Consider the following 26,401-nt stretch of genomic DNA (forward strand, 5'->3'; position numbering starts at 1 on the left):
CGAAGTACCGGTGCCCGGCGAGGCGCTCAGACCTCACGGTAGCGGGCGGCGCCGGTGCCTCCCCCCTTCTGCCGCGGCAGCTTCGACTCGATCTCCTTGCGCAGGTCCTGCACCCGGCTGTAGTCGGAGTAGCGCCCGGTGAGGCGGTACATCTCGCGCAGCCGGTCCCAGGTGCGGTGCGAGGAGGTCTGGCCGATGGTGAGCAGCGCCATCCGGGCGTAGCGGTCGGCCTGGTCGGGGTCGTCGGCGATGAAGCAGGCCGAGGCGAGCGACAGGTAGTCGAAGATCGTCGACCGCTCGTGGCCGTCGGTACGCAGCGCGAGCGCCTGCTTGGCGTGGTGCTGCGCCTGGGCGGCGGCGGCGGGGTCGTGCTCGGCGAGGGTGCGGTAGGCGAGCGCCTGCATACCGTGCAGGTCGGCCTCGTCGAAGTTCTGCATCCAGTCGGGCGCGGGGCCCTCGGTGCGGTCGGACACGAACAGTTCCTCGGCCTCGCCGAGCGTGCGGCGCATCGCCTGGCCGCGTCCCATCGACGCCTGCGCCCAGGCCTCGATGGTGTGCAGCATGGCGCGGGTGCGCGGCAGCGACTGCTCGCCCGCGCCGGACTGCGCGAGCTTCATCAGGTCCAGTGCCTGCTCGGGCTTGCCGAGGTGCACCATCTGGCGGGCGGCACGGGAGAGCGCCTCGCCGGCCCGCGGCCGGTCGCCGCCCTCGCGCGCGGCGTGCGCGGCGATCAGGAAGTACTTCTGCGCGGTGGGTTCGAGGCCGATGTCGTGGGACATCCAGCCGGCCAGGACCGCGAGGTTGGCGGCCACGCCCCACAGCCTGCGCTGGAGGTGCGCCGGGTGGTGGTAGGAGAGCATGCCGCCGACCTCGTTGAGCTGGCCGACGACGGCCTTGCGCTGGAGCCCGCCGCCGCGCGAGGCGTCCCAGGCGCGGAAGACCTGGACGGAGGCCTCCAGCGAGTCGACCTCCTGCGAGCCGACCGGGGCCGCCTCGTAGCGGTCGTAGTCGGCGGGGTCGGCGTGCAGCGGGTTGTCGAGGACCGGGGCGTCGGCCGCGAGGGCCGGGTCGGAGTGCAGCCAGTCGTACATGGCGTTGCTGATGACGGTGCTGGAGGCGAGCGCGGCGCCCGCGCCCACCAGACCGCGTCGGTTGAGCATGAGGTCCATTCCCGTGAATTCGGTGAGGACCGCGGCCGTTCTGTCCGGCGCCCACGGAAGGCCGTCACCGGCCTTCTTCCTGGTCGTCTGCCGGCGCCGGTCGAACCCGAGATCCTCGATGGTCACGACACGGCCGAGACGCTCGGTGAACAGCACGGACAGCACCTTCGGCACGGGATCGCGCGGCGACTCCCCGGTGTCGATCCAGCGGCGCACCCGCGAGGTGTCGGTCGCCAGCTGCGGGTGGCCCATGGCCGCCGCCTGCCGGTTGACCAGCCGTGCGAGCTCGCCCTTGGACCAGCCGGTGAGTGCGAACAGGTCCGCGAGTCGGGTGTTGGCCACATTGCCCACGTCAAGCCCCCAGGTTCCTCGGCGCTGTTGACACTATTCCCCCCGGCATCCCCCCGACATGGGCCCCGTGACTATTCGCCAGGGTTCGCCAGGGTCCGCCAGATGGTCTGCCACGGCCCCCGGGGTGTCAGGTAGGAACGCGCCACCCCGTCCCGGCGCCGCATTCCCCAGGGTGCGGTGCCGGGCCGGGGCCCGGCGTTTCCTCACCTGCTGGCACACGAAGGGATCGTTTCCTCCCATGTATTCGGCATCGTCCTCCGTGTCCGCCCCGCCCCGTCCCGCACCGGCCCGGCCCGCCGCGGCCCGCGCGGGCTTCCCCTCCGTGCCCGAACCGGCGCTCCGGCCACGGCCGGCGGCCGGCCTGCGGCGCGCGACGCTCGGCGGGACCCATCCGCTGAGCGGGAGACTCGACTTGACCGGCCCGCAGGGAGCCCAGCTGCGTACCGCGGTCGCCGCGGTGCAGCGGATCTGTCCCGAGTTCACCCCCGTCCAGCTGCTGCGCCGCGGCGGCCGCACCGCCCTGCTGGTCGGCACCTCGGGCCGCGCCCCGGCCGTCGCGAAGTGCCTGCTGGACCACTCCCCCGCGTGGGCGGATCGTTTCCGCCACGAGATAGCGGCCTACCGCACCTTCGTCCGGCACCGTCCTCCGGTGCGGGTGCCGCGGCTGATCGCCGCCGACCCGGAGAGCTGCGTGCTGGTGATGGAGCGGATGCCGGGACGGGTGGTCTCGCCGCAGCGCCACCCCTCGCACGCCCCGGCCCGCGGCGACGTGCGGGCGGCCCTGTCGGCGTACGCGCGGATCAACATGTGGCGCCCGCCCGCCGGTTCCTTCGACGCGCCGATCGACTACGCGGCGCGGCTGGGCCGTTACCACGAGCTGGGCCTGCTGACCGACCGGGACATGGGCGACCTGCAGAAGCTGCTGCACGGGCTGGCGCACGCCCAGGGCCAGTTCTGCCACGGCGACGCCCTGCTGTCCAACGTGCTGCTGTCGCCCGCCGGCCCGTCGCTGGTCGACTGGGAGCACGCGGGCTGGTACCTGCCCGGCTACGACCTGGCGGTGCTGTGGTCGGTGCTCGGCGACGACGAGGCGGCGCGCCGCCAGATCAGCCAGCAGGCGCAGAGCCAGGGCCCCGCCGCACGGGACGCGTTCCTGGTGAACCTGATGCTCGTGCTGACGCGGGAGATCCGCACCTACGAGACGGCCGTCCAGCGCACGATGCGCTCCACGGCCCCGGTGGCGCCGGGCGCCGCCGAGACGGGCGAGGAGCAGCGGCTGCTGCTGCGCCGGCTGCACGACGACTGCGGGCTGGCCCGCAGGGCGGTGCGCGCGGCGGTCGGCACCCGCTGACCGGTCGGGCTGAGCGCGGGGGCTCAGCCGGCCTGGAACATCTCCGCGGGCAGCGGCTTGAGCAGCTGGTAGAGGTCGTCGGTGATCGGCCGGTCCCACGTGGCGATCGTCACCTGGACGCCGTCGCTGCGGTCGAACTGCGCGCACGCGACGCGCGACTCGGAGATCTTGATCCGGCGGACGATCAGCAGTCCGTCCCCCTGCCAGACCGGGGTGTCCTCGGTCTCGGTGACCACCGCCGGCTCGTCGTTGCCGAGCGCCGCCAGCAGCTGCGCCACCTCGAACGGCACCTGCCCCTCCTCCAGCTGGCGCGCGGGCGAGCCCTCCGGGAGGTTGCCGATGAGCATCGCCGGGCCGCGCCCCCCGAAGAGGTCGTACCGCAGGTAGATGCCCTCGCAGCGGCCGTCCGGGCCGGGCAGCAGGCCCGCGCCGAGGTCGCCGGGCCAGTCCCCCGGGTCCATCGCGAGAACGTCGAAGTCCGGCCCGGTGGGCGTGGCGGGGCGGCGGCGGAGGAAGGACATGCCGCCATGGTACTGGGCCGGGGTCAGCCCGCAGCGCCCCGTGCGGCGGTGATCAGCGCCAATTCGGCCCGCGCCCGCTCGGCCGTACCGTCCGCGGCGCACTTCTCCGCGGCGGCCAGACCCGCGCGCAGCCGGTCGGCGGCCTCCTCGTCACTTCCCGCCGCGCGCAGCGCGCTGCCGTGGTCGACGAGGGCCGCGGCGAGGTCGTGCACCGCGGGCGAGGCGTCCAGGTGCGTGACGGCCTCCTCCAGCAGCCGCAGCCGTTCGGCGCCCGTGGAGACCAGGCCCGCGGCCCGCAGCGCCTGCCCGATCGCGGAGCCCGCGCCGTAGTGCCGGGCCCGGCTCACGGCGTCCAGCGCGGTGGTCAGCGCGCTGTCCGGCGCCGCGTGCTGCTGGGCGAGCGCGAGGTGGATCTGCCAGGGACACCACGCGGGGTTGCGCCAGCCGCGCCGGTCCAGCCGACCGCCGGTCTCGGCGAGGACCGCCGCGGCCTCGGTGTGCAGGCCCTGGGCGAGCAGCAGCTCGCCGTACACCGCCTGGGCGTCGGGGAAGGTGACGGCGGCCGGGAAGGGCGCGTGGAAGGCCTGGTCGCCGGCGACCTCCACGGCGGCCTCGACCTGCCCACGGGCCAGCAGCACCGTGACGAGGCCGGCCACCGCGTACCAGTGGACGGGGGTGCCGCGCCCGACGCGTTCGGCGAGGCGGAGGCCGTCGCGGGCGGCGCGCTCGGCGTCGGGGAGGCGGCCCTGGCGATAGCGGACGTAGCCGAGCAGCACCTGGCCGAAGGCGAGATGGGCGCCGTGGAAGCCGAACCGCTCGAACTCGGCGACACCGGTGGCGAACAGCTCCTCGGTGCGCTCCGGCCGGTCGGCGTAGGCGTAGGTCATGGCGACGAGCACCGGCACCTCGAAGCCGCGGGTCTCGTCGGCCCAGGGCAGGCCGCCGGCCAGGGCGCGTTCGGTGTGCCGCAGGGCCTCGGCGGCCGGTTCGCCGCGCAGTGTCGCGTCCCACGCGCGCAGGCCGATGATGTAGCGCTCGGTGGCGTCCCGTCCGGTGAGCCGGTCGGCGAGCAGCCTCAGCCGCTTGGAGCGGCCCTGCGAGTCGGGCTCGTCGGCGCGGAAGGCGTCCCACATGAACTGCTCGGCCTGCATGCGCAGCCGCCCGCGGGCGGTGGTGGCGCTGCGGGCGGCACGGGCCACGACCTCGGCGGCCTCGCCGAGCTGGTCGCTGTGCGCGAGCGACTGCGACAGCCGGAAGACGATGCCGTCGCGCAGTTCCGGGTCGCCGGTGGGCTCCTCCAGCGCGGCCTTCAGATGGCCGACGGTGACGGAGGGTTCGAGCAGCTGGGAGGCGACCGCGAGTTCGTAGAGCACCGCGGCCCGGTCGTCGTCCTGCGGCGGTTCGCGCAGGGCGCGGCGCAGATAGCTGCGGGCGGCCTCGCGTGCACCGGCGCGCAGGGTGTCGCGGGCGGCGGCCCGCAGCTGGGTGACGACCCATGGGTCACCTGCGGGCCGGGTCTCCAGCAGGTGGCGGGCGGCCGCGCTGGGCCCGAGCCCGGCGTCCACGACGGACCACGCGGCCTGGGCGTGCAGGCCGATCCGGACGGTGTCGGGGATGGCGCGGTAGACGGCGGTGGCGATGAGCGGGTGGGCAAAGTCGAGGGTCTCGCCGTCGGTGAGGATACGGGCGGCGCGCAGCCGCTCGGCGCAGTCGGCGGCTTCCTCGTAGCCGAGCCCCGCGACGTCGGCGGCCAGTTCGGGCGTGCCCGCGGTGCCGAGCACGGCCGCGGCCCACGCGAGCCGGACGGTGGACGGGCCGAGCCGGTCCAGCCTGCGCGCCAGACCCGGGCCCTTGACGGCGGCGGCGAGGTCCCTGAGGTGGTGCAGGGCGGTGGCGTCCGGGGTGACACCGTGTTCGGCGACCTTGGCGGCGAGTTCGACGGCCTCGAACGGGTTGCCGGAGGTGACCTCGAAGCACTCGCGGCAGAAGGCGTCGTCGGCGTGGGCGCCCACGGCGTCGCGCACGATCCGGGCGACGGCGGTCTCGCTGAGCGGCGGCAGCCCGATCGGGCGGTGCCCGGATCTGCCGGGCAGACCGCGGAACGCCTCGGCGTCCGGCGGGAGTTCGTCCGGCCGGTAGCCGATGACGACGAGCATGGCCAGGTCGTCGGTGCGCGGGGCGAACGCGGCCAGCCAGTTGAGCGACGGGGCGTCGGCCCAGTGGGCGTCGTCGAGGACCAGCACCACGGGCGCACGCCGGACGGCGAGATGGGTGAGCACCCAGTCGAGACCGTCGCGCAGCGCCTGCGCGTCGGACGCGTCGCCCTCGGCGGTGCACAGGCCGAGCGCGGGGCCGACGACGCCGTACCAACTGCCCAGCGCGGCGCGGGCCTCGGCCTCGCCGGCCGCGGCGAACTGCGGTTGCAGCAACTGCCGGGCGACATGGAAGGCGACGTGCTGCTGGTGCTCACCGCCACGCGCGGACAGTACGGTGCAGCCGCGGGCGGTGGCCTGCCGGCGCACCTCGGCGAGCAGCGCGGTCTTGCCCAGACCCGCGGGTCCGGAGAAGGCGAGCAGGCCGCCGCTGCGGGCCGCGTCCTCGTAGCCGGTGCCGTCGGCGCGCCGTCCGGTCAGCTCGTCCAGCGCCTCTTCCACCGCGAGGAGTTGGGCGTCGCGTTCGAGCAGGGCAGGCCGGAGGCGGGTGTGGCGCTGCGGCATGGGGCACCCCCTCGCGGCCGGTGGGGCTCAGGCGGTCGCGCCGCCGCGCTCGCGCTCCGCCTGTCGACCTCGTACGGCCTCACAGCGTACGCCGTCACATGCGGTGTGTAAGCGGGAACAGCCGTGCCGGTCGGCCACTGGCAGCGGGCACGACCGGACACGGCGCGTGAGGGCGGCGGGGGCGTGCGCGGAGCGCGGCCGCCCCGGCGGCCACCGCGGAGCCTGCCACGCCCGGCGGTGCCGGGCCACCGCTTGCGGAACACGCGCCAGCCCCGTTCCTCCGTGCGCCCCCGATGCGCCCCGTTACCGTCCGTAGCCCCTGCGGGGCGGCCCCACCCGCACGAGTGACACCACGTCAGCGCCACGCGGCGGCCCCGCCGGGGGTGCGGGCGGCGCCCGGCGCCGGGCAGGGCGGTGCGCACGGCCCCGCCGGGGCCGGACGGCGGCCGGGACACCCTCCGGCCGGACGGCACGCCGCCTCGGCGGGGCCGGTGGCGGGCGCGTTGCCGCGCGGCGTGGCCGGGGATGCCTTCACCCGAGGCACCACGGGGGGGGGATCCCCGGCCGGGCCGGCACGCCGCCTCGCCCCGGCCACGGCCTTCGGCCGGAGCAGCAGGTGACGTGCCCGGGTACGTACGGCTCCCCCGGGGCGGTTCGGCTACGGCCGGTCCTCGGCGGAGCCGAAGACGGCACGTTGCCGGGCGGCCTGGCCAGGGACGCCTTCGGCCGCGAGGGTGCGGAGGGGCTGCCCCACCGCCGCCTCGCCCATCGGCCGGGACGCCGGGTGACGTGCCCGGGTACGTACGGCTCCCCCGGGGCGGTTCGGCTACGGACGGTTGTCGGTGGAGCCGGTGGCGGCGCGTTGGCGGGCGGCGTGGCGGGCGACGCGGGCGCGGTTGCCGCACGACGGCTTGCACCACTCCTGGCGGGTGTGCTCCTTGACGAAGTAGCGCACGCAGCGCGGCGCCGGGCACGCGCGCAGCCGCTCCCGGTCGGGCCCGGCGAGGAAGGCGATGGCGTGCCGGGCGAGTGCGGCGGCGACCAGGTCGGCGGCCCGCGGGGTGCGGGCGGCGGCGCGGGCGGCGGTCGCGGGCCGGTCGGCGGGCCAGTCCAGGCGGGGTGCGTACGGGACGCGCGCGGCGGCCGCGTTGAGCCGGTCCAGCGCCTGGGCGGCGGACGGCAGCTTTCCCGCGTCGGCGGAGCTGGCCGGGCCGGGCCGTACCGCGCGGGCGAAGAGCGCGCGGGTGGCGGTGCGCACCTCGACGGCGGCGGCGAGCGCGGCGGCGTCGGCTGTGAAGTCCTCGGCGGTGAAGGGGGCGGTGGCGTCGCCGCCCGCGGCGAGGTCGGCCCGCAGCGCGTCGGCGTGCGCGCGGACCCAGCGCGTCAGCCCGGCCGGTTCGGCGAGGTCGTCGGCGACACCGCCGTGCCCGTCGTGGCGGATGGTGACGGCGAGGTCCAGCGCGAGATGATCAGCTGCCATGACCTAATGGTATCGTGAGCAAAAACCATTAACACGGAGGGGGTGTCTGTGTCCGACCTGCGTGAACTGCTGCGCGGACTGGACGTGTTCGCAGGAGAGCTGCCGGACCTCGACCCCGGCGTGCTGCCGTCCGACCCGCACGAGCTGTTCGTCGAGTGGCTGCTCGCCGCCGTACGGGCCGGGGTCCGCGAGCCGCACGCGATGACCCTGTCCACCACGGGCGAGGACGGCGCCCCGTCCGCCCGCGTCCTGATCCTCAAGGACGTCTCCCCCGGCGGTTGGTACTTCGCCGCCGACGCGGGCGGGCGCAAGGGCCGCGAGCTGGCCGCGCGGCCGGCCGCCGCGCTCACCTTCTACTGGTCGCCGCTCGCCCGTCAGGTCCGGATCCGCGGCCGGGTGGAGCCGGGCGGTCCGGCCGACAGCGCCGCGGACTTCCTGGCCCGCTCCCCCGGCGCGCGCGCCGAGGCGCTGCTGGGCCGGCAGTCCACACTGCTGGCCGACCCGGCGGTCCGGGACGCGGCGGTGCGCGAGGCCGCTGCCCGGATCGAGGCGGAGCCCGAGCTGGTCGCGCCGGGCTGGACCGCGTACGCGCTGCACGCGGAGAGCGTCGAGTTCTGGCAGGGCGACCGGGACCGGCGGCACACCAGGGTCGTCTACACGCACACCGGCGAGGGATGGGAAAGGGGACTGCTGTGGCCGTGACCGAGCGGACGGCGGGCGGGACGGACGGCGAGGACGCGGCGGAGCGGCCGCAGCCCGATCTGCGGGCGGCCTTCACGGCGGGCGTGGCGCGGCTGCGCGGGCTCACCGGGGCGCTCATCGACGAGGAGTTGCGCGCCCCGAGCGCGCTGCCCGGCTGGACCCGCGGCCATGTGCTCACCCACGTCGAGGGTGTCGGGCGGGCCCTCGCGCGTCAGGCGCGCTACGCGCTGCGGGGCAGGACGATCGAGGTCTACGACGGCGGCAGGCCCGCGCGGGACGCCGCCATCGAGGCCGGACACGGGCGTTCCGCGGCGCAGTTGACCGCGGCGCTGTCCGACGCGCTGGACGAGGCGGAGGCGTCCTGGGCCGCGGTCGGGCCCGGCGACTGGGAGCACCCGGTGGCCTACCGCGACGGCACCCTGCGCACGGTGGGGCTGGCCTGGTGGCGGGAGCTGGAGATCCACACGGTGGACGCGCGGCTCGGCGCAAGCCCCTCCGGCTGGTCCCCGCAGCTGTGTACCCACTTGCTCGACTTCCTGTCCGTGCGGGTGCCGGGCGGGGTCGGGCTGATGGTGACCGCCGTCGACACCGGCGAGGTGTGGACGTACGGCCGCGGGGCGCGGGTCGCCGTCGAGGGGCGGCTCACGGACCTGGCGGCGTGGTTCGCCGGGCGCCGCCCGGAGCAGGCGCTCACGGGCGGGCCGCTGCCGGAGCTGGGCACCTGGCCGTGACGGCCGGGCCGTAGGCCCGCACGAAAGGGCCGGGGTACGCGTCCGCGCGTGCCCCGGCCGGTCCCGCCCGCGGTCAGGTCAGGTCGAACTCGCCGTCGCGCGCGCCGAGGACGAAGGCCCGCCACTCCGCGGGGGTGAAGATCAGCGCCGGGCCGTCGGGGTGCCGCCCGTCGCGCATCGCGATGTAGCCCTCGACGAAGGCGATCTGCACATCGCCGTTCCCCTGCTTGCTGGACAGCCACTCGGCGTCCGTCAGGTCGAGCTGCGGCTTCTTCCCGTTGGCCAACGGCTGTCCCGTGGTGCTTTCCGCCACGTCGTGCTCCTCCCGCTGCGTTGCGTGTTCACCACAGTAGCGGCCGTGCCGTACGCCGACACAAGATGACCGAAGCCGCCCGCGCCGGGGCCTGTTCCGATCGCACGGAGGGCACTTCGCGGGCTGTTCGCGACCGGAGAACGGTCCGTCGTGAACACCGGGCGGCCGGACGGAGGCTGCCGGTAGGGTGACCGCACATGACCGCACATGATCACGGACGCCGCGGCGAGTCCCCGCTCGCCCCCGGCCTCGACCCGGCGCGCACCGCGCTGGTCACGATCGATCTCATGGACCGCATCGTCGCCTTACCCCTCGCCCCGCTGCCCGGCCCCGCGGTACTCGCCGCCGCGCTGGAACTGGCCGACGCCTTCCGGGCCGCGGGCGCCACGGTGGTGGCCGTCCGGACGCAGCGGCCCGGCGTCGCCGAGCAGCCGGCCGGCAGCGAACTGGCCGCGGGCGTGGTGCGGGACGGGGATCTCGTCGTCGTCAAACGCACCATCGGCGGCTTCCTGGACACCGGCCTGCACGAACTGCTGCGCGAGCGCGGCGTGAACACCCTGGTGCTCGCCGGGATCGCCACCAACCTGGGCGTGGAGTCCACCGCCCGCGCCGCCTCCGACCTCGACTACCGGCTGGTCTTCGCGGCGGACGCGATGGCCGCGCTGACCGCCGCCGAGCACGAGGCCGCGGTCGCACTGGACTTCCCGCGCTTCGGCACCGTGGTGAGTGCGGCCCAGATCGGCTTCGCCGCGGGCTAGAACTCCGAAGCGGAGGGGGACGGCCCGGCCGGTGCCCGCAGCGGGAAGGACGCGCGCAGCGTGGCCCCCGGCCCCCCGCCGGGCACGACCCGGAGCGACGCGCGGTGGGCCAGCGCGATGTCGCGGGCGATGGGCAGGCCGAGCCCCGATCCGCCGGTGTCACGGGCGCGCGCGTGATCGAGGCGGGTGAAACGGTCGAAGACGGTCGCGTGGTGCTCGGGCGGGATGCCGGGCCCGTCGTCGGCGACGTCGAGCCGCGCCCGGCCGCGCGCCCCGTCCCGGGTCAGCTCGACGGTCACCGCGCCGGACGCGTGCCGCACCGCGTTGTCGACGAGGTTGGCGACCATCCGCCGCAGGTGGTCCGGCGAGCCGTCGATCAGCACGTCGGGGGTGAGCCGCATCCGCACCGCGACATCGGTACGCGGCCGGGCCCGCGCCGCCTCCTCGGCGACGATCTGCGCCAGGTCCGTCTCCCGGGTGCGGATCGGCTCGCGGGCGTCCAGCCGGGAGAGCAGCAGCAGGTCGGCGGTGAGCGTCTGGAGGCGCTCGACGTCGGCGAGCGCCTCACGGGCGAGGTGCTGCTCGCCCGGGGCGGCCAGTTCCAGCCGGGTGCGCAGCACGGCCATCGGGCTGCGCAGTTCGTGTGCCGCGTCGGCGACGAACTGCCGGTGCGCGCCGACCGCCGTCTGCAGCCGGTCGAGGGTCGCGTTGACGGTACGGGCCAGGGCCGCGACCTCGTCGCGCGCGTCCGTCTCGGGAACGCGCTCGTGCAGATCCCGCGCGGTGATCTTGTCGACCTTCGCGCGGATCGCGGACACCGGACGCAGCGCCCGCCCGGTGGTGTGCCAGCACAGCAGGGCGACCAGCGCGAGCAGCGCGGGAATGCCCGGGACCAGCACCCGGAGCAGGGTGCGCATCGCGGCGCGGACCGGTGCGAGGGACGCGGTGCCCTGGACGGTGACCGGGCCCGCGCCGGTGTTCACGTTCATCGACACGACCACCGTGCCGCCCTCCTTCCCGGGCGGCGGCATCCCGGGCGGCAGCGCGTCCGGCCCCGGCCCGGCGCCCCCTGCGGTAACGGTCGCGTCCGGCCCCGGCCCGAGGGCCCCGCCGGTGACGGTGGTGCCGCCCGGCGCGCCGTGCTGCTCCAGGACGAGGGCGGCCTTGCGTCCCGCGTCCTGGACGGCCAGCTCCCGCGCCGAGCGGGTCAGACTCGCGTGCAGCGACAGCAGGAGCGCGGCGGCGGCGAGGCCGAGGGCGGCGGCCACCACGGCGGTCGCGGCGAGCGTGGTGCGCAGCCGGACGCTCATCTCAGGCCTCCAGCCGGTAACCGGCGCCGCGGACGGTGCGCAGCGAGCTGCGGCCGAAGGGCTTGTCGATCTTGCGGCGCAGCGCGCTGATGTAGACCTCGACCACGTTGGAGTCGCCGTCGTAGGCGAAGTCCCAGGCCCGCGCGAGCAGTTCGGACTTGGGCACCACCTCGCCCGCGCGCCGGGCCAGGCAGTGCAGGATCGCGAACTCCTTGGGCGTGAGGGGGATCAGCACGTCGCCGCGGCTCGCGCGCAGCCCCGCCGGGTCGACCCGCAGGTCGCCCACCGCCAGCACCGCGGGACGCTCGCGCAGGCCGCGCCGCACCAGGGCGCGCAGCCGGGCGAGCAGCACGACGTAGGAGAAGGGCTTGGTCAGGTAGTCGTCGGCGCCGGTGTCCAGGCCCTCGGCCTCGTCGTACTCGCCGTCCATCGCCGTGAGCATGAGGATCGGCGTCCACACCCCGGCCTCGCGCAGCGCGCGGCAGACGCCGTAGCCGTCCAGCTCCGGGAGCATCACGTCGAGCACGATCGCGTCGTAGGCGTGCTCGGTGGCCATCCAGAGCCCCTCGCGCCCGTCGTGGGCGAGGTCGACGGCGAAGCCCTCGCGGCTCAGCCCGTCGCCGAGGAGTTCGGCCAGCCTGCGTTCGTCTTCCACCACGAGTATGCGCACCTCCCCAGCGTGCGGGCCGCCACCTAAGGCGAACATGAAGATCATCCGACAGGCTTTCAGGTCCGCTTCAGCCGCGCCCGGCGAGTGTGGTGATCGCCGGACCGGCCGGTCCGGCGTCCTCGAACGGGAGACAGCACACGATGATCGACAAGAGGATTGCCGCGGGCTTCGCCCTCGTGGCAGGGCTGGGCCTGGCGAGCGTCGCGGCGGCGCCGGTCAGCGGCGCCACGACGCCGTCGGCTGCGCACACGGTCCACGCGCAGCCCGCAGGCAAGGGCGGTGGGAAGGGCGGGGCCGAGGGCGGCAAGCAGGTCGTCTGCATCGTCCAGGTCGGCGGCAAGCCGGGCAAGGGCGGTCCGGTCACGCTTCCGCCGCTGCCCGGGAAGCCCGGCGAGCCCGGCAAGCCCGGTAAGGGCACCGGGGACAAGGTCGTGGTGAAGGTCGTGAACGGCAAGGTCACGGTCTACGTCAACGGCAAGCCCGCGCCCGCGGGTTCGGTGCACGTCGGCACGGGCGCCGAGTGCCCGGCGCCGCCGAAGGGTCTGCCCGGCCCCGGCGGTGTCACCACGCAGCCCGGCAAGGGCGGCGTGAGCGTGCACCCGGGCGAGGGCGGCGTCGTCACCCAGGGCGCGCCGGGCGCGGACGCGGCCGGGCAGTGGACGGCTGGGCTGCACGTCTGACCCGCGGCACCACGGCCGGGACGGCTCCCGTACGGGGGAGGGGCCGCCCCGGCCTTCGGCACGGTCGGGCTGGCATTCTGTACCTACTAGTATGTACACTGCGATCATGGAGACGTCGGAACGACTGATCGAAAGCGCGCAGGCGCTGCTGTGGGAACGCGGATACGTCGGTACCAGCCCCAAGGCCATCCAGGACCGGGCGGGCGCCGGACAGGGCAGCATGTACCACCACTTCCGCGGCAAGCCCGACCTCGCCGTCACCGCGATGCGCCGCAGCGCCGCGCAACTGCTGGCCCAGGCCGAGGAGCAGATCGCCCGCGGCGGCACCGCGCTGGAGCGGGCCACCGCCTACCTCGTCCGTGAGCGCGACGCCCTGCGCGGGTGCCGCGTCGGACGGATGGCGATGGACCCCGACGTGATCGCGAGCGACGAACTGCGCGCACCCGTGCAGGAGACCTTCGCCTGGCTGACCGGCCACCTCGCCGGGGTCCTCGCCGAGGGCGTCGCGGCCGGCGAACTGCGCCCCGGTCTCGACCCGCACGACACCGCGGCCGCGATCGTCGCCGTCGTCCAGGGCGGTTACGTGCTGGCCCGTGCCGCCGACTCGCAGGAGCCCTTCGACGCCGCCGTCCGCGGAGCCGTCGCCCTCCTCGCCGCCCAGGCCGTACCCGCCGCCGGCGCCTGAGCCGCGACCGCACACCCGACCGACCTCAGCCGAGCCCCAGCCCCAGCCCCAGCCCCAGCCCCAGCCCCAGGAGAACGCGCCCGTGCACGCGATGAACTACCGCATCACCCTGCCCGCCGACTACGACATGCAGATCATCCGCCACCGGGTGGCCACCAAGGGCCACCTGCTCGACGACTTCCCCGGCCTCGGCCAGAAGGCCTATCTGATACGGGAGCGGGGCGTCGACGGCTCGCCCGTCAACCAGTACGCGCCCTTCTACCTGTGGAACACCCCCGAGGGCATGAACAGCTTCCTGTGGGGAGCCGGATTCCAGAACCTGTGCGCCGACTTCGGGCGGCCGACCGTCGAGCACTGGACCGGAGCCGGTTTCGCCCGCGGCCCCGCCTACGGCGCCGCGCCGCGCGCCGCCGCCCGCCGCGCCCTCCCGATCTCCCCCGGCACGGCCCCCGCCGAGGCGGTCGGACACGCTCTGGAGGACATGACGCGCACCGCGGCCCTGCCCGGCGTGCACTCCACCGCGGTCGTCGTCGACCCGCGGCACTGGGAACTGCTCCACTTCACCCTCTGGGAGGACACCGTGCCCGGCCCGCCCACGACACCGGACGAGGAGCGCTACCAGGTGCTGCACCTGTCCCGTCCGGAACTCGACAAGCTGCCCGAAGGGAGGATGTGGTGATGCGCGAAGCAGTGATCGACCGCGAGGCCGGCTACCGGCTGCTCGGCGAACTCGCCGGGCCCGAGACGATCGAGGGCACCCTGTCGCGCCTGGACGCGCTGGCCCCCGGCTTCGCCGACTGGATCGTCACCAGCCTCTTCGGGGGCACGTACCAGCGCGAAGGCCTGGAACTGCGCGACCGGCAGATCGCCACACTCGCCGCGCTCACCGCGCTCGGCGGGGTCGAGCCGCAGCTCGACGACCACGTCCGCAACAGCCTGCGGATCGGCGTCGCACCGCGGGAGATCGTCGAGGTGATGGTGCATCTGGCGCCCTACGTCGGAGTGCCCAAGGCCCTCGCGGGCCTGCGCGTCGCCTCGGCGGTGCTGCGCGAGAACGAGGGGACGCAGGCGTCGTGACCGGGCCCCGCACCGTGCGCACCGTGCGCACCGTGCTCGGCGACATCGCGCCCGCCGCGCTCGGTGTCGTCGACGCGCACGACCACCTCTTCCTGCGCAGCCCCGCGCTGCCCCTCCCCCTCGACGACGAGGACGCCGCGCTCGGCACACTGCGGGCCTTCCGCGACCTCGGCGGCGGGGCGCTCGCCCAGTGGACGCCCTTCGCCATGGGGCGGCGCTCGGACCGCCTCGTCGCGGCCTCACGTGCCACGGGGGTGCACGTGATCGCCGCGACCGGCCTCCACCAGGAGGTGCACTACGACCCGGAGCTGCTGCGCCGGCTGCGGCGCGGCGACGCGCTCGCCGAGCTCTTCGTCGCCGAACTCACCGAGGGCACCGTCACGGGCGACGACCCCGGCGGGGCGCGCACCGGCCCGCGGGCCGGGATGATCAAGGTCGCCGGGATGTTCCACGCCCTCGACGACCACACCCGCTGGGTCATGGCCGCGGCCGCGCACGCGCACCACGCCACGGGGGCGCCCATCGGCATCCACCACGAGATGGGCACCGCGGCGGTGGACGTCCTCGGACTGCTCCACGGCGAGCTGGGCGTGCCCGCGAGCAGCCTGCTGCTCGGGCACCTCAACCGCTTCCCCGATCCCGGGGTGCACCGCGAACTCGCCGCCGCGGGGGCGTATCTGGCCTTCGACGGGCCGAGCAGGGCGCACAGCGCGACCGATCCGTGGCTGGTCGGCTCCCTCGTCGCCCTCGCGGAAGCGGGCCACACCTCCCAGCTGCTGCTCGGCGCGGACACCACCTCGCCGGGGGCGGGCCCCGGGGCTCCGTACCTCCTGCGCGTCCTGCGCCCCCGCCTCACCCGCGACCTCGGCCCCGCCGCGGCGGAGGCGATCCTCTCCACCAACCCGGCACGCGCCTTCGCCGCCCCCTGGCCCACGTAGGCCCTGCCCCAGGCCACGACCCGGGCTGCCTCTTGCGGTGGTGCTTGCGACCTTCCCGCGGTGGACGGCTGAGCGCGCAGTTCCCCGCGCCCCTTGTCGTGCCCGGCCCGGCATGCGCAAGCCCGTACCACGCCGGGCGAGCGTCCCAGGGGCGCGAGGAACCGCGCGACCGGCCCACCACCGGCAGAAGGTCGCAAGGCCGTCCCCAAGGGCCACCCCCGGGCGCCAAAGGGGCGCGGGGAACTGCGCGCTCAACCCCCCACCGGCAGAAGGTCGCAAGCACCACCGCAAAGACCACCCCCGGGCGCCAAAGGGGCGCGGGGAACTGCGCGCTCAACCCCCCACCGGCAGAAGGTCGCAAGCACCACCCCAAGGACCACCCCCGGGCGCCAAAGGGGCGCGGGGAACTGCGCGCTCAGCCCCCACCGGGGGAAGGCCGCGCGGGGCGCCGCGAGAGGCACCCCGGGGCGTAACCGCGGCTCATCCCTCGGAGAGAAACGCTCGGGTCACCGCGAGGAAATCCGTGGGGGCGTAGTCGTGGATCATGTGGCCCACGGGGATCGTGGTGAGGCGGGCGCCGGGGATGCGGGCGGCGACGTCGGCCAGCAGGTCCTGGGGGATGGGGCTGCGCTCGCCGCCCGCGACGACGAGCGTGGGCGCGGTGATGCGCGCGAGCCCCTCCCGGTGCCGCGCCGGAGGCGCGTTGCGCTGGCGGGCGACCTCGGCGACGACCCGCCAGTCGAAGTCGCCGTCGAGCCCGGGGCCCGGTCCGTCCGGCACCGGGCGGGGCGGGTCGGCGGGGAAGGGCAGCGGGCCGTCCTCCAGGACCATGCGGCGGACGGCGGCGGGGCGGTCCATGGCGACGAGCGAGGCGACGATCGTGCCGACGGAGTGTCCGATGACGGTGACCTCGTCGATGCTCAGCTCGTCCAGCAGCGCGAACACGTCGTCCCGCATCGCCTCGAACGTGTAGTCGTCGGCGTGGTCGCTGTCGCCGTGGCCGCGCAGGTCGAGCGCGGTGGTGCGCCAGCCGTCCGCGGCGAGGGCGGCGGCGACCGCGGCCCAGGAGCCGCGGTTCTCGCCGAGGGCGTGCAGGAGCAGCAGCGGGGGGCCGTCCGCGGGACCGGCCTGCTCGTAGGCGAGCCGGATACCGCCGGAGCGGAAGGTGCGCATGGCGTTCATGCCCGGACCCTAGTCGTGGTCCGGCGCGTACGGCCGCCCCGTTCGCGGCGGGCACAACCCTCCGCCGGGCGGCGCCACGGGCTCAGCCGGCGGGCGGCGGCGGGTCGTTGCGCCGTGCGGCGACGCGCTCGTAGAGGGCCTGCGCCTCCGCGGTGCGGCCGAGGCGGCGCAGGCACTGTGCCTCGTCGCTGCGGCTGGCGAGGGTGTCGGGGTGGCCGGCGCCGAGCACCTGCTCGCGGGCGTCGGCCACCTCGTGGTAGACGGCGAGCGCGCTGGCCCAGCGGCCGAGCCAGCCCAGGGCGACGGCGATCTCCCGTTTGCTGACCAGCGTGTCGGGGTGGAAGGGCCCCAGGACCCGGGCGCGGACGGCGGCGACGTCGCGGGCCTCGACGAGTGCGCGCTCCCAGTCGCCGAGCCGGCCGAGGTTGACGCCGAGCGCGTGCCGGGCCCGCAGCGTCTCGGGGTCGGTGGAGCCCGCGGTCCTGGTCCGGGCCTCGACGAGGGATTCGTAGAGGGTCCGGGCCTCCGCGCTGCGGCCGAGCCGCCCGAGGCAGATACCGGTCTCGTAGCGGGCGGCGAGCGTGTCGGGGTGGTCGGGGCCGAGGACGCGGCCGCGCGCGGCGGCGACGTCCCCGTAGACGTCGAGCGCCTCGGGCCAGCGGCGGGCCTTGCCGAGCATGTGGCCGACCTCGAAGAGCGTTATCAGCGTGTGCGGGTGGTCCGCGCCGAGCACCCGGGTGCGCGCCTCGGCCACCTCGGCGGCCAGCGTGTGCGCCTCCTCGGTGCGGCCGAGGCACCCGAGGTTGTAGGCCAGGTTGTGCCGGCACTGCAGGGTGTCGGGGTCGTCCGGGCCGGACGCGCGCAGCCGGGCGGCGAGCACGTCGGCGTACTCGCGGTGCGCCTCCTCGTGGCGGCCGAGCACCCCGAGCGCGTACGCGGCCTCGTGGCGCGCGGCGAGCGTGTCGTGGTGGTCGGGCCCGAGGACGCGGGCGCGGGCCTCGCCGACGTGGGCGTACAGCCGCAGTGCCTCTTCGGTGCGGCCGAGGCCGGTGAGGCAGTAGGCCGTCTCGTAGCGGCTGCCGAGGGTGTCGGGGTGTTCGGCGCCGAGGGTGCTCTCGCGGGCGGCGGCGACCGCGGTGTGCAGGTCGTGGGCCTGCCGCCACTTGCCGGCTCGGGCGAGGTCGATGGCCTCGGCGTGCCGTCCGGCCAGTTCCGCCTGCACTCCGGCGGGGCCGGGCGGCGGGCCGGGCAGCGGCGGGCGTACCCCGCGGGTGGACCACGCGCCGGTCAGCTCGTGGTGCGCGGCGGGCGCGGGCCCGGCGGGGAAGGCGGCGGTGCCGGTGGTCAGGTGCTGCGCCCAGCCGGGCAGTCCGGCGGCGGGTGGGGCGGCGCCGGACACGGCGGGCTGCGCGGGGTGCGGGAGGCCGCCGCCGCGCAGTGCCTTGAGCCGGCCGCAGACGTCGGCGGCGTCCTGCGGCCGGTCGTCGGGGGCCTTGGCGAGCAGGTCGAGGATGAGCCGGTCGAGTTCGGCGGGCAGTTCGGGGCGGCGGGCGCGCGGCGGGTCGGGGACGGTGTCGCGGTGGCCGACCAGGATCGCCCAGGTGTCGCCGAGGTCGAACGGGGGTGCGCCGGTGGCCAGTTCGTAGAGCACGCAGCCCAGCGAGTACAGGTCGCTGCGGTGGTCGACCTCGCCGGAGGCGCCGATCTGCTCGGGCGACATGTAGTGCGGGGTGCCCATGGCCACGCCGGTGCCGGTGAGGCGGGAGGTGAAGCCGATGTCGTGGCCGAGCCGGGCGATGCCGAAGTCGCAGATCTTCACGCCGCCGTCGGCGAGCCGCATGATGTTGGCCGGTTTCAGGTCCCGGTGGACGATGCCCTGCGAGTGGGTGTACGCGAGCGCGTCGGCGACCTGCTCGGCGATGTCGATGACGTCGGGGACCGGCAGCGGGTGCCGCTGGGCGTCGTCGAGGACCTGGAGCAGGTTGCGCCCGTCGAGCAGTTCCATCACCAGGAAGAGCAGGCCGTCGTGCTCGCCGAAGTCGTGGACGACGGTGATCCCGCGGTGCTGGAGGGCCGCGGCGACCCGCGCCTCCCGGCGGAAGCGCTCCTGGAGGATCCGGGTGAATCCGGCGTCCCTGGCCTGGCCTGCGGGTTTGAGGCACTTCACGGCGACCTTGCGGCCCAGCGACTCGTCGAGCGCGAGCCACACCTCGCCCATGCCGCCGCGCCCGATCAGCTCGTGCAGCCGGTAGCGCCCCTGGATGACGGCGGCCTGCTCCGCCGTGCCGCCGTGCCCGTGGTGGTCCCCGTGATGTCCCGCCGCCATCGCGTACCCGCCCCCGTGGTCCTCGGTGCTTCCCCGCACTCAGTATGGCCGGGCCGCGCCGAACACGTCACCTCGCATCAGGGCATATCCGCTCAAGGCCCACCGGTGCCCCCGCCCGGAGCGGCCGGCAGCCTGCGGACGGAGGGGCGGGTGCCGGGTCCGAGCCGGTCGACGGCCCGCAGGATGTGGCCCGGCGGCAGCTGCCAGCGCAGCCGCGCGGGGACGGCCCGCAGCAGCCGGCCCGCGGCGCGCAGCCGCCGGTCGGCGGCGGCCTGCCCGGGTCCTGGCCGCCCGTACAGCTCCTGCGCCCAGCGCGGCAGCGCGGCGTAGGCGGTGCCGGAGACCGCGCGCCACACCGCCAGGCGCAGCGGCAGCAGCGGCCAGGGCACGGGCGGGGCGGCGAGGAAGCCGGCGATGTCACCGGATTCCGGCGTGGCGGCGAGCCGCGGCCGCACGGTGTCGAAGTATCCGGCCAGCTCCGCGGTGCTCGCGGGCACCCCGGCGGGGTCGAGGCCGACGAGGCGGGCGGCGGTGCGCTGCTCGGCCACGTACGCGTCGGCCTGGGCGGCGGTGAGCGGGTAGCCGGAGCGGCGGGCGACGCCCAGGTAGGAGTCGATCTCGGCGCAGTGCACCCACAGCAGCAGCTCGGGGTCGTCGACACCGTAGCGCTCACCCGTCTGCGGGTCGGCCGCCGAGAGCCTGCGGTGGATGCCGCGGATGCGGGCGCCGGCGCGCTCGGCGGCGGGCGCGGTGCCGTAGGTGATCTCGCCGACGAAGGACGCGGTGCGCAGCAGCCGCCCCCACGAGTCGTGCCGGACGTCGGAATTCTGCACGACCCCGCGGACGGCCCGCGGGTGCAGTGCCTGGAGGTAGAGCGCCCGGATGCCGGCCACCCACATGACCGGGTCGGCGTGCAGCTGCCAGGTCACCGAGTCGGGCCCGAAGAGTCCGGGGTCGGTGTCGCTCATGACGGCCTCCTTCACCGCCCACCGTAACCGTGGCCGCGGGCCGCCGGGGAGGGGGCCGGCAGGGTACCGCAGCACCCCTGGGCCTTGCCGTACGTGGTGCCCTGCGGGCGGTGGAACCGTAGGCTGGAGATCCCGTGGCCCGTGCGGACGGAGTAGCCGATGAAGATGCTGATCAACGTCGCCGAGAACGTGGTCGCCGATGCGCTGCGGGGTATCGCCGCCGCGCATCCCGAGCTGACCGTGGACGTGGAGAAGCGGGTGATCGTACGGCGTGGCGCGCCCTACGAGGGCAAGGTCGGCCTGGTCTCCGGCGGCGGGTCGGGGCACGAGCCGCTGCACGGCGGCTTCGTCGGCCGCGGCATGCTGGACGCGGCCTGTCCGGGCGAGGTCTTCACCTCCCCGGTGCCGGACCAGATGGTGCGCGCCGCGGCGGCCGTCGACAGCGGCGCCGGGGTGCTCTTCATCGTGAAGAACTACACCGGTGACGTGCTGAACTTCCAGATGGCCGCCGAGCTGGCCGAGGACGAGGGCGTGCAGGTCGCCACCGTGCTGATCGACGACGACGTGGCGGTGACGGACAGCACGTACACCGCCGGGCGGCGCGGCACGGGCGCGACGCTCTTCGTCGAGAAGATCGCGGGCGCCGCCGCCGAGGAGGGCGCGCCGCTGGACCGGGTCGCCTCGCTGGCCCGGCAGGTCAACGCCGCCTCGCGGTCCTTCGGTGTGGCGCTCACCGCGTGCAGCACCCCGGCCAAGGGCGGCCCGACCTTCGACCTGCCCGACGGCGAGCTGGAGCTGGGCGTCGGCATCCACGGCGAGCCGGGCCGCGAGCGGCGCGCGATGATGACCTCGGGGGAGATCGCCGACGCCGCCGTGGACGCGGTGGTGTCCGACCTCCAGCCGGACGGCCCGGTGCTGCTGCTGGTCAACGGGATGGGCGGCACCCCGCTGCTGGAGCTGTACGGCTTCAACGCCGAGGTGCAGCGCGCGCTGGCCGAGCGCAAGGTCCCGGTCGCCCGCACCCTGGTCGGCAACTATGTGACGTCCCTCGACATGGCGGGCGCCTCGGTGACGATATGCCGGGCCGACGAGGAGCTGCTGCGGCTGTACGACGCCCCGGTCGCCACCCCGGGCCTGCGCTGGGGCTGCTGACCCCGGACCCGCCCCGGACCCGGCGCCCGCCACCCGGCACGTACCCCCGCACCTCCTCCCGCACCACCGGCGAAAGGACCGCGCGACCCCGATGAACGCAACCCCCGATCCCGAGGCGCCGGTCGACGCGGCGTTCGCCCGCCGCTGGCTCGCGGCGGCGACCGCCGCCGTCGAACGCGAGGCCGCGCGGCTGACCGAGCTGGACTCCCCCATCGGCGACGCCGACCACGGCGCGAACATGCGGCGCGGCTTCCTGGCCGCGCGGACCGCGGTCGAGCAGGAGGCGCCGCAGACCCCGGGCGCCGTGCTGGTGCTGGTGGGCCGCACGCTGATCAGCACCGTCGGCGGCGCTTCCGGCCCGCTGTACGGGACGCTGCTGCGCCGGGCCGGCAAGGAGCTGGGCGAGGAGCCGGCGGTGTCCGTGGCGCGGCTGCGGGACGCGCTGCGCGCCGGGGTGGACGGGGTCGCGCAGCTCGGCGGCGCGGTGCCGGGCGACAAGACGATGCTGGACGCGCTGCTGCCGGCCGTCGACGCGCTCGGCGGCGCGCTGGACGCGGGCCAGGACACGGCCGGGGCGTTCGCCGCGGCGGCGGAGGCCGCCGGGGCGGGGGCGACGGCGACCACGCCGATGCGGGCCCGCAAGGGCCGGGCCAGCTACCTGGGCGAGCGCAGCGTCGGCCACCAGGATCCGGGCGCGACATCCTCGGCGCTGCTCGTCGAGGCCTTCACCGAGGCAGCACGGGAGGACGCATGAGCACCCCGCTCGTCGGCATAGTGCTGGTCTCGCACAGCGCGCAGGCCGCCCAGGCGGTCGCCGACCTGGCCGCAGGACTCAGCGGGGCGGGCACCACCGTGCCCGTCGCCCCCGCGGGCGGCGCCCCGGACGGCGGCTTCGGCACCAGCTCCGATCTGATAGCGGCCGCGGCGGCCTCGGTGGACCAGGGCGCGGGGGTGGCGGTGCTCGCCGACCTGGGCAGCGCGGTGCTCACCGTCAAAGCGCTGCTCGCGGACGAGGAGCTGCCCGCGGGGACGCGGCTGGTGGACGCCCCCTTCCTGGAGGGCGCGGTCGCCGCCGTGGTCACCGCCTCGACCGGCGCCGACCTGGACGCCGTGGCGGCGGCCGCCGCGGACGCGTACGCCTACCGCAAGGTCTGAGCGGCGGACCCGCGGCCCCTCCCCCCGTCGTGCGGGGAGGGGGGCCGCGGACGGCTCAGCGCCCGTAGACCAGCAGCGTGCGGACCATGCGGCAGGTGGTGTCGGACGGCTCGTGGACACCGATCCGCTCGGCGGCGTCGCGTATCCGCCCGTTCCCGGCCTGGGCCGGTTCGTACACGCCCGCGTCGAGCAGGGCGATCACCAGGCGCATGGACTTCAGCCGCCGGTTGTGCGCGATGTACCACGCACGCGGACGGCCGGCGGGCAGTGCCCGCTTCGGCAGCGGACTCCTCAGCGGGCCCTTCGGCGGGGACAGTACGGCAGCGGGCATCGGCAACCTCCTGCGGCGTCGGCCGAACCTCTCGAACACTGTCCATTTTACCGCCGACCACTGACAAAGTCCGCTGGCCAGACGCTATATGACGAATGTTTGTACGACCGCGTGACCGCGTCTGCGACACCCCGTCAGGACCGCGTCCGCCACCGTGCCGTCACCCCGCCCTCCCCCGCCTCATCCGGCGGCGGCCGCCCCCGTCCGCGCCGCCGCGATCTCCTCCTCCGTCATCGGCAGCCCGTGCGGGTTGCCCGACGCGCCCGCGTGCGGCTTGACGAACAGGCAGCTCAGCGCGCCCACCGCGAGCACGCCGACGGAGACCAGCAGCGTCGGCCCCATGGCGTCGACGAAGCCGTGCCCGAAGACCGTGCCCGCCACCTCCCGGACCCGCGCGGCGGTGCCCGCCGGGACGTCCTTCGGCAGCGCCGGCCCCGCCGTCCCGGCCGCGACGTCCAGCCGCCGCCCGGACGCGTCGAAGCCGTGCACGAAGGCGGTGCGGTAGGCGGCCGGCACCTCACCCGCGTGCCGCGCGGCCTGGTCCTTCAGCCCGGCCGCGAACCGCCCCTGGAGCACCGCCCCGACGACGGCCCCGGCGAGCACCGAACCCATCTGCCGCAGTGCGTTGTTGACGCCCGAGGCGGCGCCGGTCAGCTGCGGCGGCACATTGCGCATCGCCTCGCCCGCCATCGGCGAGAAGGTGCACCCGGTGCCCAGGCCCATCAGGAACAGCGGCGTCACGACGCCCTTCCAGCTGCCGCCCGCATCCGCGGCGAGCGCGATCCACGCCAGGCCCCCGCCGAACAGCAGCAGCCCGGCCAGCAGGATGTACTTGGCGCCCAGCTTGTCGGCGAGCACCGAGGCGGGCCCGGCGGTCACGAAGGTGCCGACCGACAGCGGCAGCAGCACCACCCCGGCCTTGAGCGCGCTGTAGCCCAGGACCGACTGGAGGTAGACGGTGAGCGGCAGGAAGAGGCCGACGATGCCGAAGGAGATGGCGACGCCGACGACGTTCATGAGCGTGAAGTTGCGGTCCCGGAAGAGCGCGAAGGGCACCAGCGGTTCACCGTCCTGGCGGCCGCGCTGGTGCAGCAGGAAGCCCGCCCCCACCACCCCGGAGGCGGCCAGGCAGGCGACGATCCAGCCGTTCCAGTCGTAGCGCTGGCCCTCGGTCAGGCCGAACGTCAGCAGGAACAGCGCGAGCGTCGACAGCAGCGTGCCGGGCACGTCGAAGCGGTGCCGCACGGTGCGCGCCGGCGCCGGGAACCACACCAGCGCGCCGATGACGCACAGCACGCCGAGCGGGACGTTGACGAAGAAGATCCAACGCCAGTCCAGCCGGGTGACCAGCAGGCCGCCCACCGTCGGCCCCGCCGCGCCCGACACCCCGGCGACGACGCCCCACACCCCGAGCGCGGCGCCGCGCTTGCCGGGCGGGAAGACGTCCACGATGAGCGAGAGCGTCTGCGGCAGCAGCATCGCCGCGCCCACGCCCTGCACCGCGCGGAAGGTGATCAGCTGGCTCGGGTCCTGCGCCAGCCCGCACGCGAGGCTGGCCACGGTGAACAGCGCGACGCCGCCGATGAAGAGGTTCTTCTTGCCGTTCAGGTCGCCCAGCCGGCCCGCGGTGATCAGCAGCACGGCGAGCGCGAGCGTGTAGGCGTTGGTGATCCACAGGATCTGGTCGAGAGAGGCGCCCAGCCGGCCCACCATGTCGGGAATGGCGATGTTGACGATGGTCAGGTCGAGCAGCGTCATGAAGAACCCGACGGACAGCACGGAAAGGACCGCCCACGGGTTGCCCCGCATTGATCTCACTTTTCCCTCCTCGCCGCGGGCGTGCGCGCGCTCGCGGCCTCGTGGTCGTAAACGCCCTCCGTCCCGTGCGGGGCGGAGGGCGCTTACGCGGACGAGCCGGTGCGCTCGGCGCGCCCTCCCGGCTCCTGCCGGTCAGAGGGGCGCCGCACGGCGCGATGTGACATCGCGGCGAGGCGGGGTGCTGTTCGGGGGCCGTCGCTCAGGGCGCCGGGAAACCGCGGTCGGCGCCGCCGGGGGGCGCGGCGGGGGCGAACCACGTGGGGTCGTCGCGCAGCGCCAGTTCGATACGGCCGCGGGCGGTCGGGCCGAGCTCGGGCAGTTCGTCCACCGCGAACCAGCGCACGTCCAGCGACTCGTCGTCGTTGACCCGCGCCTGCCCGCCGACCGCGCGGCAGCGCAGCACGATGTCGATGTACTGCGCGTGGTCGCCGTTGGGGTAGACCACCGGTTCGTTGGTGAAGACGCTCAGCACCCGCTCCACGATCGCCAGGACGCCGGTCTCCTCCTCGACCTCCCGCACGGCCGCCTCCGCGGGCTGCTCACCGGGGTCGGGGATGCCGCTGAGCAGCGCCCACCTGCCGGTGTCGGTCCGCCGGTTCAGCAGGACCCTCCCGCGGTCGTCGAACACCACCATCACCACGCCCGGCAGGAAGAGCAGCGTGTCGCCCGCCTTGGCACGGATGTCCAGGATGAATTGCGGAGTCGCCATGGCCCGAGCCTACGAGATACCAGGTGAACACCACATCCGCACCACGTATCCCAAGGACGACAAGCTTGCCGCGCAACCGTCCCCCGCGGCCCGCCCAGCCGTTACCGTGACCCGGACAGAGCGCCCGCACGGGGAACGGGGGCCCGACGGCAGTCCGTCGCGCCCCCGTGGGTCAGGGGGTATCGGGGGGCATGGACACGACGGCCGGCGAACCGCCGGGCGCCGCACGCGCGCGCCGCGCGCCGCACGGTCCGGACGGGCACGCCGGGGGGCGCCGCCGGGGCAGCGGCCTCACCGACGCGGCCGGGATCGCGGTGCTCGGCTGCGCCTCGGTCTGGGCACTGGTCGCCGCCGCGGGACGCCCCGCCCGGCCGGAGGGCACGCTGCTCGCGGTCCTCGCCGTCACCGCCGGTTACGCGCTCGGCCGCATCCTGGGGGCGCTGCTGCCCACACTCGCGCCCACCGCCGCCGCCCTCACCGTCCTGGCCCTGGTCCTCGCCCCGGACGGCCGGCCGACCGCCCGCCCCGAGGCGCCGCCGCTCGGCTACCCGAACGCCGACGCGGCGCTGCTGGTGCTGGCCACCGGCGCCGCGTGCTGCGCCGCCTGGACGGTACGCGGCAGGCTGCGGCGGGCGGCGCTGCGCGCGGCGGGGCTCGGCGCCGCAGCCGCCGCGCTGGCCCTGGGCTCGGCCGCCGGGTTCGCGGCGGGCGTGGCCGTCGTGCTGTGCTCGCTGGCCGCCGCCCGGCTCCGCCGCAGGCTCCCCGCGCTGGCCGCGCTGGCCCTGGCCGCCGCCCTCGCGGTGGGCACGACCTGCGCGGTCGCGGTGGACGCGCTGCCCGCGGGCCTGTCGGCGTCGCTCACCGGCCAGCTCACCCAGCCGCGGGTGGAGCTGTGGCACCGGGCCGTCACCCTCGCCGAGGACCATCCGCTGCGCGGGGTGGGCCCGGAACGCTTCGCCGCCGCGATCCCCGCCGACACCCCCGGAGCCGACACGTATCCCGAGGTGACACTCGCCGAGGGGCCGTCCTCCGCCTCGCCGCAGTCCGCGCCGCTCCAGCTCGCCGCCGAGCAGGGCGTTCCGGGGGTGGTGCTGCTGGCCGTCTCCTTCGGATGGCTGCTCACGGCGCTGTGGCGCTCACCGCGTCCCACCCCCGTCGTCCTGACCGCCGCCGCCACGCTCACCGGCCTGGCCATGCTCGCGGCCGTCGACCATGTGCTCAGCTACGCCGTCGTCACCGCGGGCGCCGGTTTCCTCGCCGGTCTGGCGACGGCCCGCCCGCTCGCGGCCGAACAGCTCCCGCCGCCGGACTGAGCC

At 75.7% G+C, this 26,401-nt stretch carries 26 protein-coding genes; 13 read left to right on the forward strand and 13 right to left on the reverse strand.

The window, feature by feature from the left end:
• Positions 1 to 26: 26 nt before the first annotated feature.
• Positions 27 to 1,511, reverse strand: a complete 1,485-nt coding sequence (locus ACWERV_RS20550; protein ID WP_398179462.1) for a DNA-binding protein NsdB — start codon at positions 1,509 to 1,511, stop codon at positions 27 to 29.
• 238 nt (positions 1,512 to 1,749) lie between these two features.
• Here ACWERV_RS20550 and ACWERV_RS20555 point away from each other — a divergent pair, with 238 nt between their 5' ends.
• On the forward strand, positions 1,750 to 2,862 hold the full coding sequence (locus ACWERV_RS20555) for an aminoglycoside phosphotransferase family protein (RefSeq protein ID WP_452934947.1): 1,113 nt from the start codon (positions 1,750 to 1,752) through the stop codon (positions 2,860 to 2,862).
• 23 nt (positions 2,863 to 2,885) lie between these two features.
• On the opposite strand, the gene ACWERV_RS20560 is transcribed toward ACWERV_RS20555, so the two are convergent.
• The 3 genes from ACWERV_RS20560 to ACWERV_RS20570 all read right to left on the reverse strand — a co-directional run bounded on the left by ACWERV_RS20560 (position 2,886) and on the right by ACWERV_RS20570 (position 7,580).
• Positions 2,886 to 3,383 (reverse strand): hypothetical protein, encoded by a 498-nt coding sequence (locus ACWERV_RS20560; protein ID WP_031523462.1) that lies wholly within the window; start codon positions 3,381 to 3,383, stop codon positions 2,886 to 2,888.
• Positions 3,384 to 3,406: 23 nt separating this feature from the next.
• Positions 3,407 to 6,100 (reverse strand): ATP-binding protein, encoded by a 2,694-nt coding sequence (locus ACWERV_RS20565; RefSeq protein ID WP_452934950.1) that lies wholly within the window; start codon positions 6,098 to 6,100, stop codon positions 3,407 to 3,409.
• An 826-nt stretch (positions 6,101 to 6,926) separates the two neighbouring features.
• On the reverse strand, positions 6,927 to 7,580 hold the full coding sequence (locus tag ACWERV_RS20570; RefSeq protein WP_452934953.1) for an ABATE domain-containing protein: 654 nt from the start codon (positions 7,578 to 7,580) through the stop codon (positions 6,927 to 6,929).
• A 48-nt stretch (positions 7,581 to 7,628) separates the two neighbouring features.
• Between ACWERV_RS20570 and ACWERV_RS20575 the strand changes: the two genes are divergently transcribed.
• Together ACWERV_RS20575 and ACWERV_RS20580 are read left to right on the forward strand one after the other, a co-directional pair.
• Positions 7,629 to 8,282 carry a pyridoxine/pyridoxamine 5'-phosphate oxidase gene (locus ACWERV_RS20575; protein WP_452934956.1) on the forward strand — a complete coding sequence of 218 codons (654 nt, stop codon included), beginning with the start codon at positions 7,629 to 7,631 and terminating at the stop codon, positions 8,280 to 8,282.
• The gene (locus ACWERV_RS20580; protein WP_452934959.1) at positions 8,273 to 9,013 is read left to right on the forward strand and encodes a maleylpyruvate isomerase family mycothiol-dependent enzyme; all 741 of its coding nucleotides are present in this window, start codon (positions 8,273 to 8,275) and stop codon (positions 9,011 to 9,013) included. Before ACWERV_RS20575 ends, ACWERV_RS20580 begins: the two co-directional genes overlap by 10 nt.
• Positions 9,014 to 9,086: 73 nt before the next feature.
• On the opposite strand, the gene ACWERV_RS20585 is transcribed toward ACWERV_RS20580, so the two are convergent.
• Positions 9,087 to 9,326, reverse strand: a complete 240-nt coding sequence (locus ACWERV_RS20585; RefSeq protein ID WP_398179481.1) for a DUF397 domain-containing protein — start codon at positions 9,324 to 9,326, stop codon at positions 9,087 to 9,089.
• A 197-nt stretch (positions 9,327 to 9,523) separates the two neighbouring features.
• On the opposite strand from ACWERV_RS20585, the gene ACWERV_RS20590 reads away from it, so the two are divergent.
• The gene (locus tag ACWERV_RS20590) at positions 9,524 to 10,084 is read left to right on the forward strand and encodes an isochorismatase family protein (RefSeq protein WP_452934962.1); all 561 of its coding nucleotides are present in this window, start codon (positions 9,524 to 9,526) and stop codon (positions 10,082 to 10,084) included.
• Here the strand turns inward: ACWERV_RS20590 and ACWERV_RS20595 are convergent.
• Together ACWERV_RS20595 and ACWERV_RS20600 are read right to left on the reverse strand one after the other, a co-directional pair.
• Complete coding sequence (locus ACWERV_RS20595; RefSeq protein WP_452934965.1) at positions 10,081 to 11,394, reverse strand: sensor histidine kinase; 1,314 nt, start codon at positions 11,392 to 11,394, stop codon at positions 10,081 to 10,083. The genes ACWERV_RS20590 and ACWERV_RS20595 overlap by 4 nt on opposite strands.
• A 1-nt stretch (position 11,395) precedes the next feature.
• Positions 11,396 to 12,064, reverse strand: coding sequence for a response regulator transcription factor (locus tag ACWERV_RS20600; RefSeq protein ID WP_398179490.1), 669 nt, complete (start codon positions 12,062 to 12,064; stop codon positions 11,396 to 11,398).
• Positions 12,065 to 12,204: 140 nt separating this feature from the next.
• Between ACWERV_RS20600 and ACWERV_RS20605 the strand changes: the two genes are divergently transcribed.
• The 5 genes from ACWERV_RS20605 to ACWERV_RS20625 all read left to right on the forward strand — a co-directional run bounded on the left by ACWERV_RS20605 (position 12,205) and on the right by ACWERV_RS20625 (position 15,444).
• Positions 12,205 to 12,744: a hypothetical protein gene (locus tag ACWERV_RS20605; protein ID WP_452934968.1), complete on the forward strand. Its 540-nt coding sequence runs from the start codon at positions 12,205 to 12,207 to the stop codon at positions 12,742 to 12,744.
• A gap of 106 nt (positions 12,745 to 12,850) precedes the next feature.
• Positions 12,851 to 13,429, forward strand: coding sequence for a TetR family transcriptional regulator C-terminal domain-containing protein (locus ACWERV_RS20610; RefSeq protein WP_452934971.1), 579 nt, complete (start codon positions 12,851 to 12,853; stop codon positions 13,427 to 13,429).
• 82 nt (positions 13,430 to 13,511) lie between these two features.
• Positions 13,512 to 14,108 (forward strand): DUF4865 family protein, encoded by a 597-nt coding sequence (locus ACWERV_RS20615; protein WP_452934973.1) that lies wholly within the window; start codon positions 13,512 to 13,514, stop codon positions 14,106 to 14,108.
• A complete protein-coding gene (locus tag ACWERV_RS20620; RefSeq protein ID WP_452934975.1) occupies positions 14,108 to 14,506 on the forward strand; it encodes a carboxymuconolactone decarboxylase family protein in 399 nt (132 codons plus the stop codon). The genes ACWERV_RS20615 and ACWERV_RS20620 overlap by 1 nt, the downstream gene beginning before the upstream one ends.
• A complete protein-coding gene (locus ACWERV_RS20625; RefSeq protein WP_452934978.1) occupies positions 14,503 to 15,444 on the forward strand; it encodes a phosphotriesterase family protein in 942 nt (313 codons plus the stop codon). Before ACWERV_RS20620 ends, ACWERV_RS20625 begins: the two co-directional genes overlap by 4 nt.
• A gap of 480 nt (positions 15,445 to 15,924) precedes the next feature.
• On the opposite strand, the gene ACWERV_RS20630 is transcribed toward ACWERV_RS20625, so the two are convergent.
• The 3 genes from ACWERV_RS20630 to ACWERV_RS20640 all read right to left on the reverse strand — a co-directional run bounded on the left by ACWERV_RS20630 (position 15,925) and on the right by ACWERV_RS20640 (position 19,920).
• Positions 15,925 to 16,626, reverse strand: a complete 702-nt coding sequence (locus tag ACWERV_RS20630) for an alpha/beta fold hydrolase (RefSeq protein WP_452934980.1) — start codon at positions 16,624 to 16,626, stop codon at positions 15,925 to 15,927.
• 82 nt (positions 16,627 to 16,708) lie between these two features.
• Entirely contained in the window at positions 16,709 to 18,952 is a 2,244-nt protein-coding gene (locus ACWERV_RS20635) for a tetratricopeptide repeat protein (protein ID WP_452934983.1), read from the reverse strand.
• Between the two features lie 92 nt (positions 18,953 to 19,044).
• Positions 19,045 to 19,920 (reverse strand): oxygenase MpaB family protein, encoded by an 876-nt coding sequence (locus tag ACWERV_RS20640; protein WP_452934986.1) that lies wholly within the window; start codon positions 19,918 to 19,920, stop codon positions 19,045 to 19,047.
• 159 nt (positions 19,921 to 20,079) lie between these two features.
• Here ACWERV_RS20640 and dhaK point away from each other — a divergent pair, with 159 nt between their 5' ends.
• The 3 genes from dhaK to ACWERV_RS20655 all read left to right on the forward strand — a co-directional run bounded on the left by dhaK (position 20,080) and on the right by ACWERV_RS20655 (position 22,227).
• Positions 20,080 to 21,072: a dihydroxyacetone kinase subunit DhaK gene (gene dhaK, locus ACWERV_RS20645; protein ID WP_452934988.1), complete on the forward strand. Its 993-nt coding sequence runs from the start codon at positions 20,080 to 20,082 to the stop codon at positions 21,070 to 21,072.
• Between the two features lie 91 nt (positions 21,073 to 21,163).
• Positions 21,164 to 21,826 (forward strand): dihydroxyacetone kinase subunit DhaL, encoded by a 663-nt coding sequence (gene dhaL / locus ACWERV_RS20650; RefSeq protein WP_398179520.1) that lies wholly within the window; start codon positions 21,164 to 21,166, stop codon positions 21,824 to 21,826.
• Positions 21,823 to 22,227: a PTS-dependent dihydroxyacetone kinase phosphotransferase subunit DhaM gene (locus ACWERV_RS20655; RefSeq protein WP_452934991.1), complete on the forward strand. Its 405-nt coding sequence runs from the start codon at positions 21,823 to 21,825 to the stop codon at positions 22,225 to 22,227. The genes dhaL and ACWERV_RS20655 overlap by 4 nt, the downstream gene beginning before the upstream one ends.
• A gap of 55 nt (positions 22,228 to 22,282) precedes the next feature.
• On the opposite strand, the gene ACWERV_RS20660 is transcribed toward ACWERV_RS20655, so the two are convergent.
• From ACWERV_RS20660 to ACWERV_RS20670, 3 genes are all read right to left on the reverse strand, one after another.
• Entirely contained in the window at positions 22,283 to 22,558 is a 276-nt protein-coding gene (locus ACWERV_RS20660) for a hypothetical protein (RefSeq protein WP_398179526.1), read from the reverse strand.
• A gap of 180 nt (positions 22,559 to 22,738) precedes the next feature.
• The gene (locus ACWERV_RS20665) at positions 22,739 to 24,367 is read right to left on the reverse strand and encodes a DHA2 family efflux MFS transporter permease subunit (protein WP_452935046.1); all 1,629 of its coding nucleotides are present in this window, start codon (positions 24,365 to 24,367) and stop codon (positions 22,739 to 22,741) included.
• A 208-nt stretch (positions 24,368 to 24,575) separates the two neighbouring features.
• Positions 24,576 to 25,085, reverse strand: coding sequence for an NUDIX hydrolase (locus ACWERV_RS20670; protein WP_398179529.1), 510 nt, complete (start codon positions 25,083 to 25,085; stop codon positions 24,576 to 24,578).
• Positions 25,086 to 25,276: 191 nt separating this feature from the next.
• Here ACWERV_RS20670 and ACWERV_RS20675 point away from each other — a divergent pair, with 191 nt between their 5' ends.
• A complete protein-coding gene (locus tag ACWERV_RS20675; protein ID WP_452934994.1) occupies positions 25,277 to 26,398 on the forward strand; it encodes an O-antigen ligase family protein in 1,122 nt (373 codons plus the stop codon).
• Positions 26,399 to 26,401 lie beyond the last annotated feature (3 nt).

Source organism: Streptomyces sp. NPDC004031 (assembly GCF_053604375.1).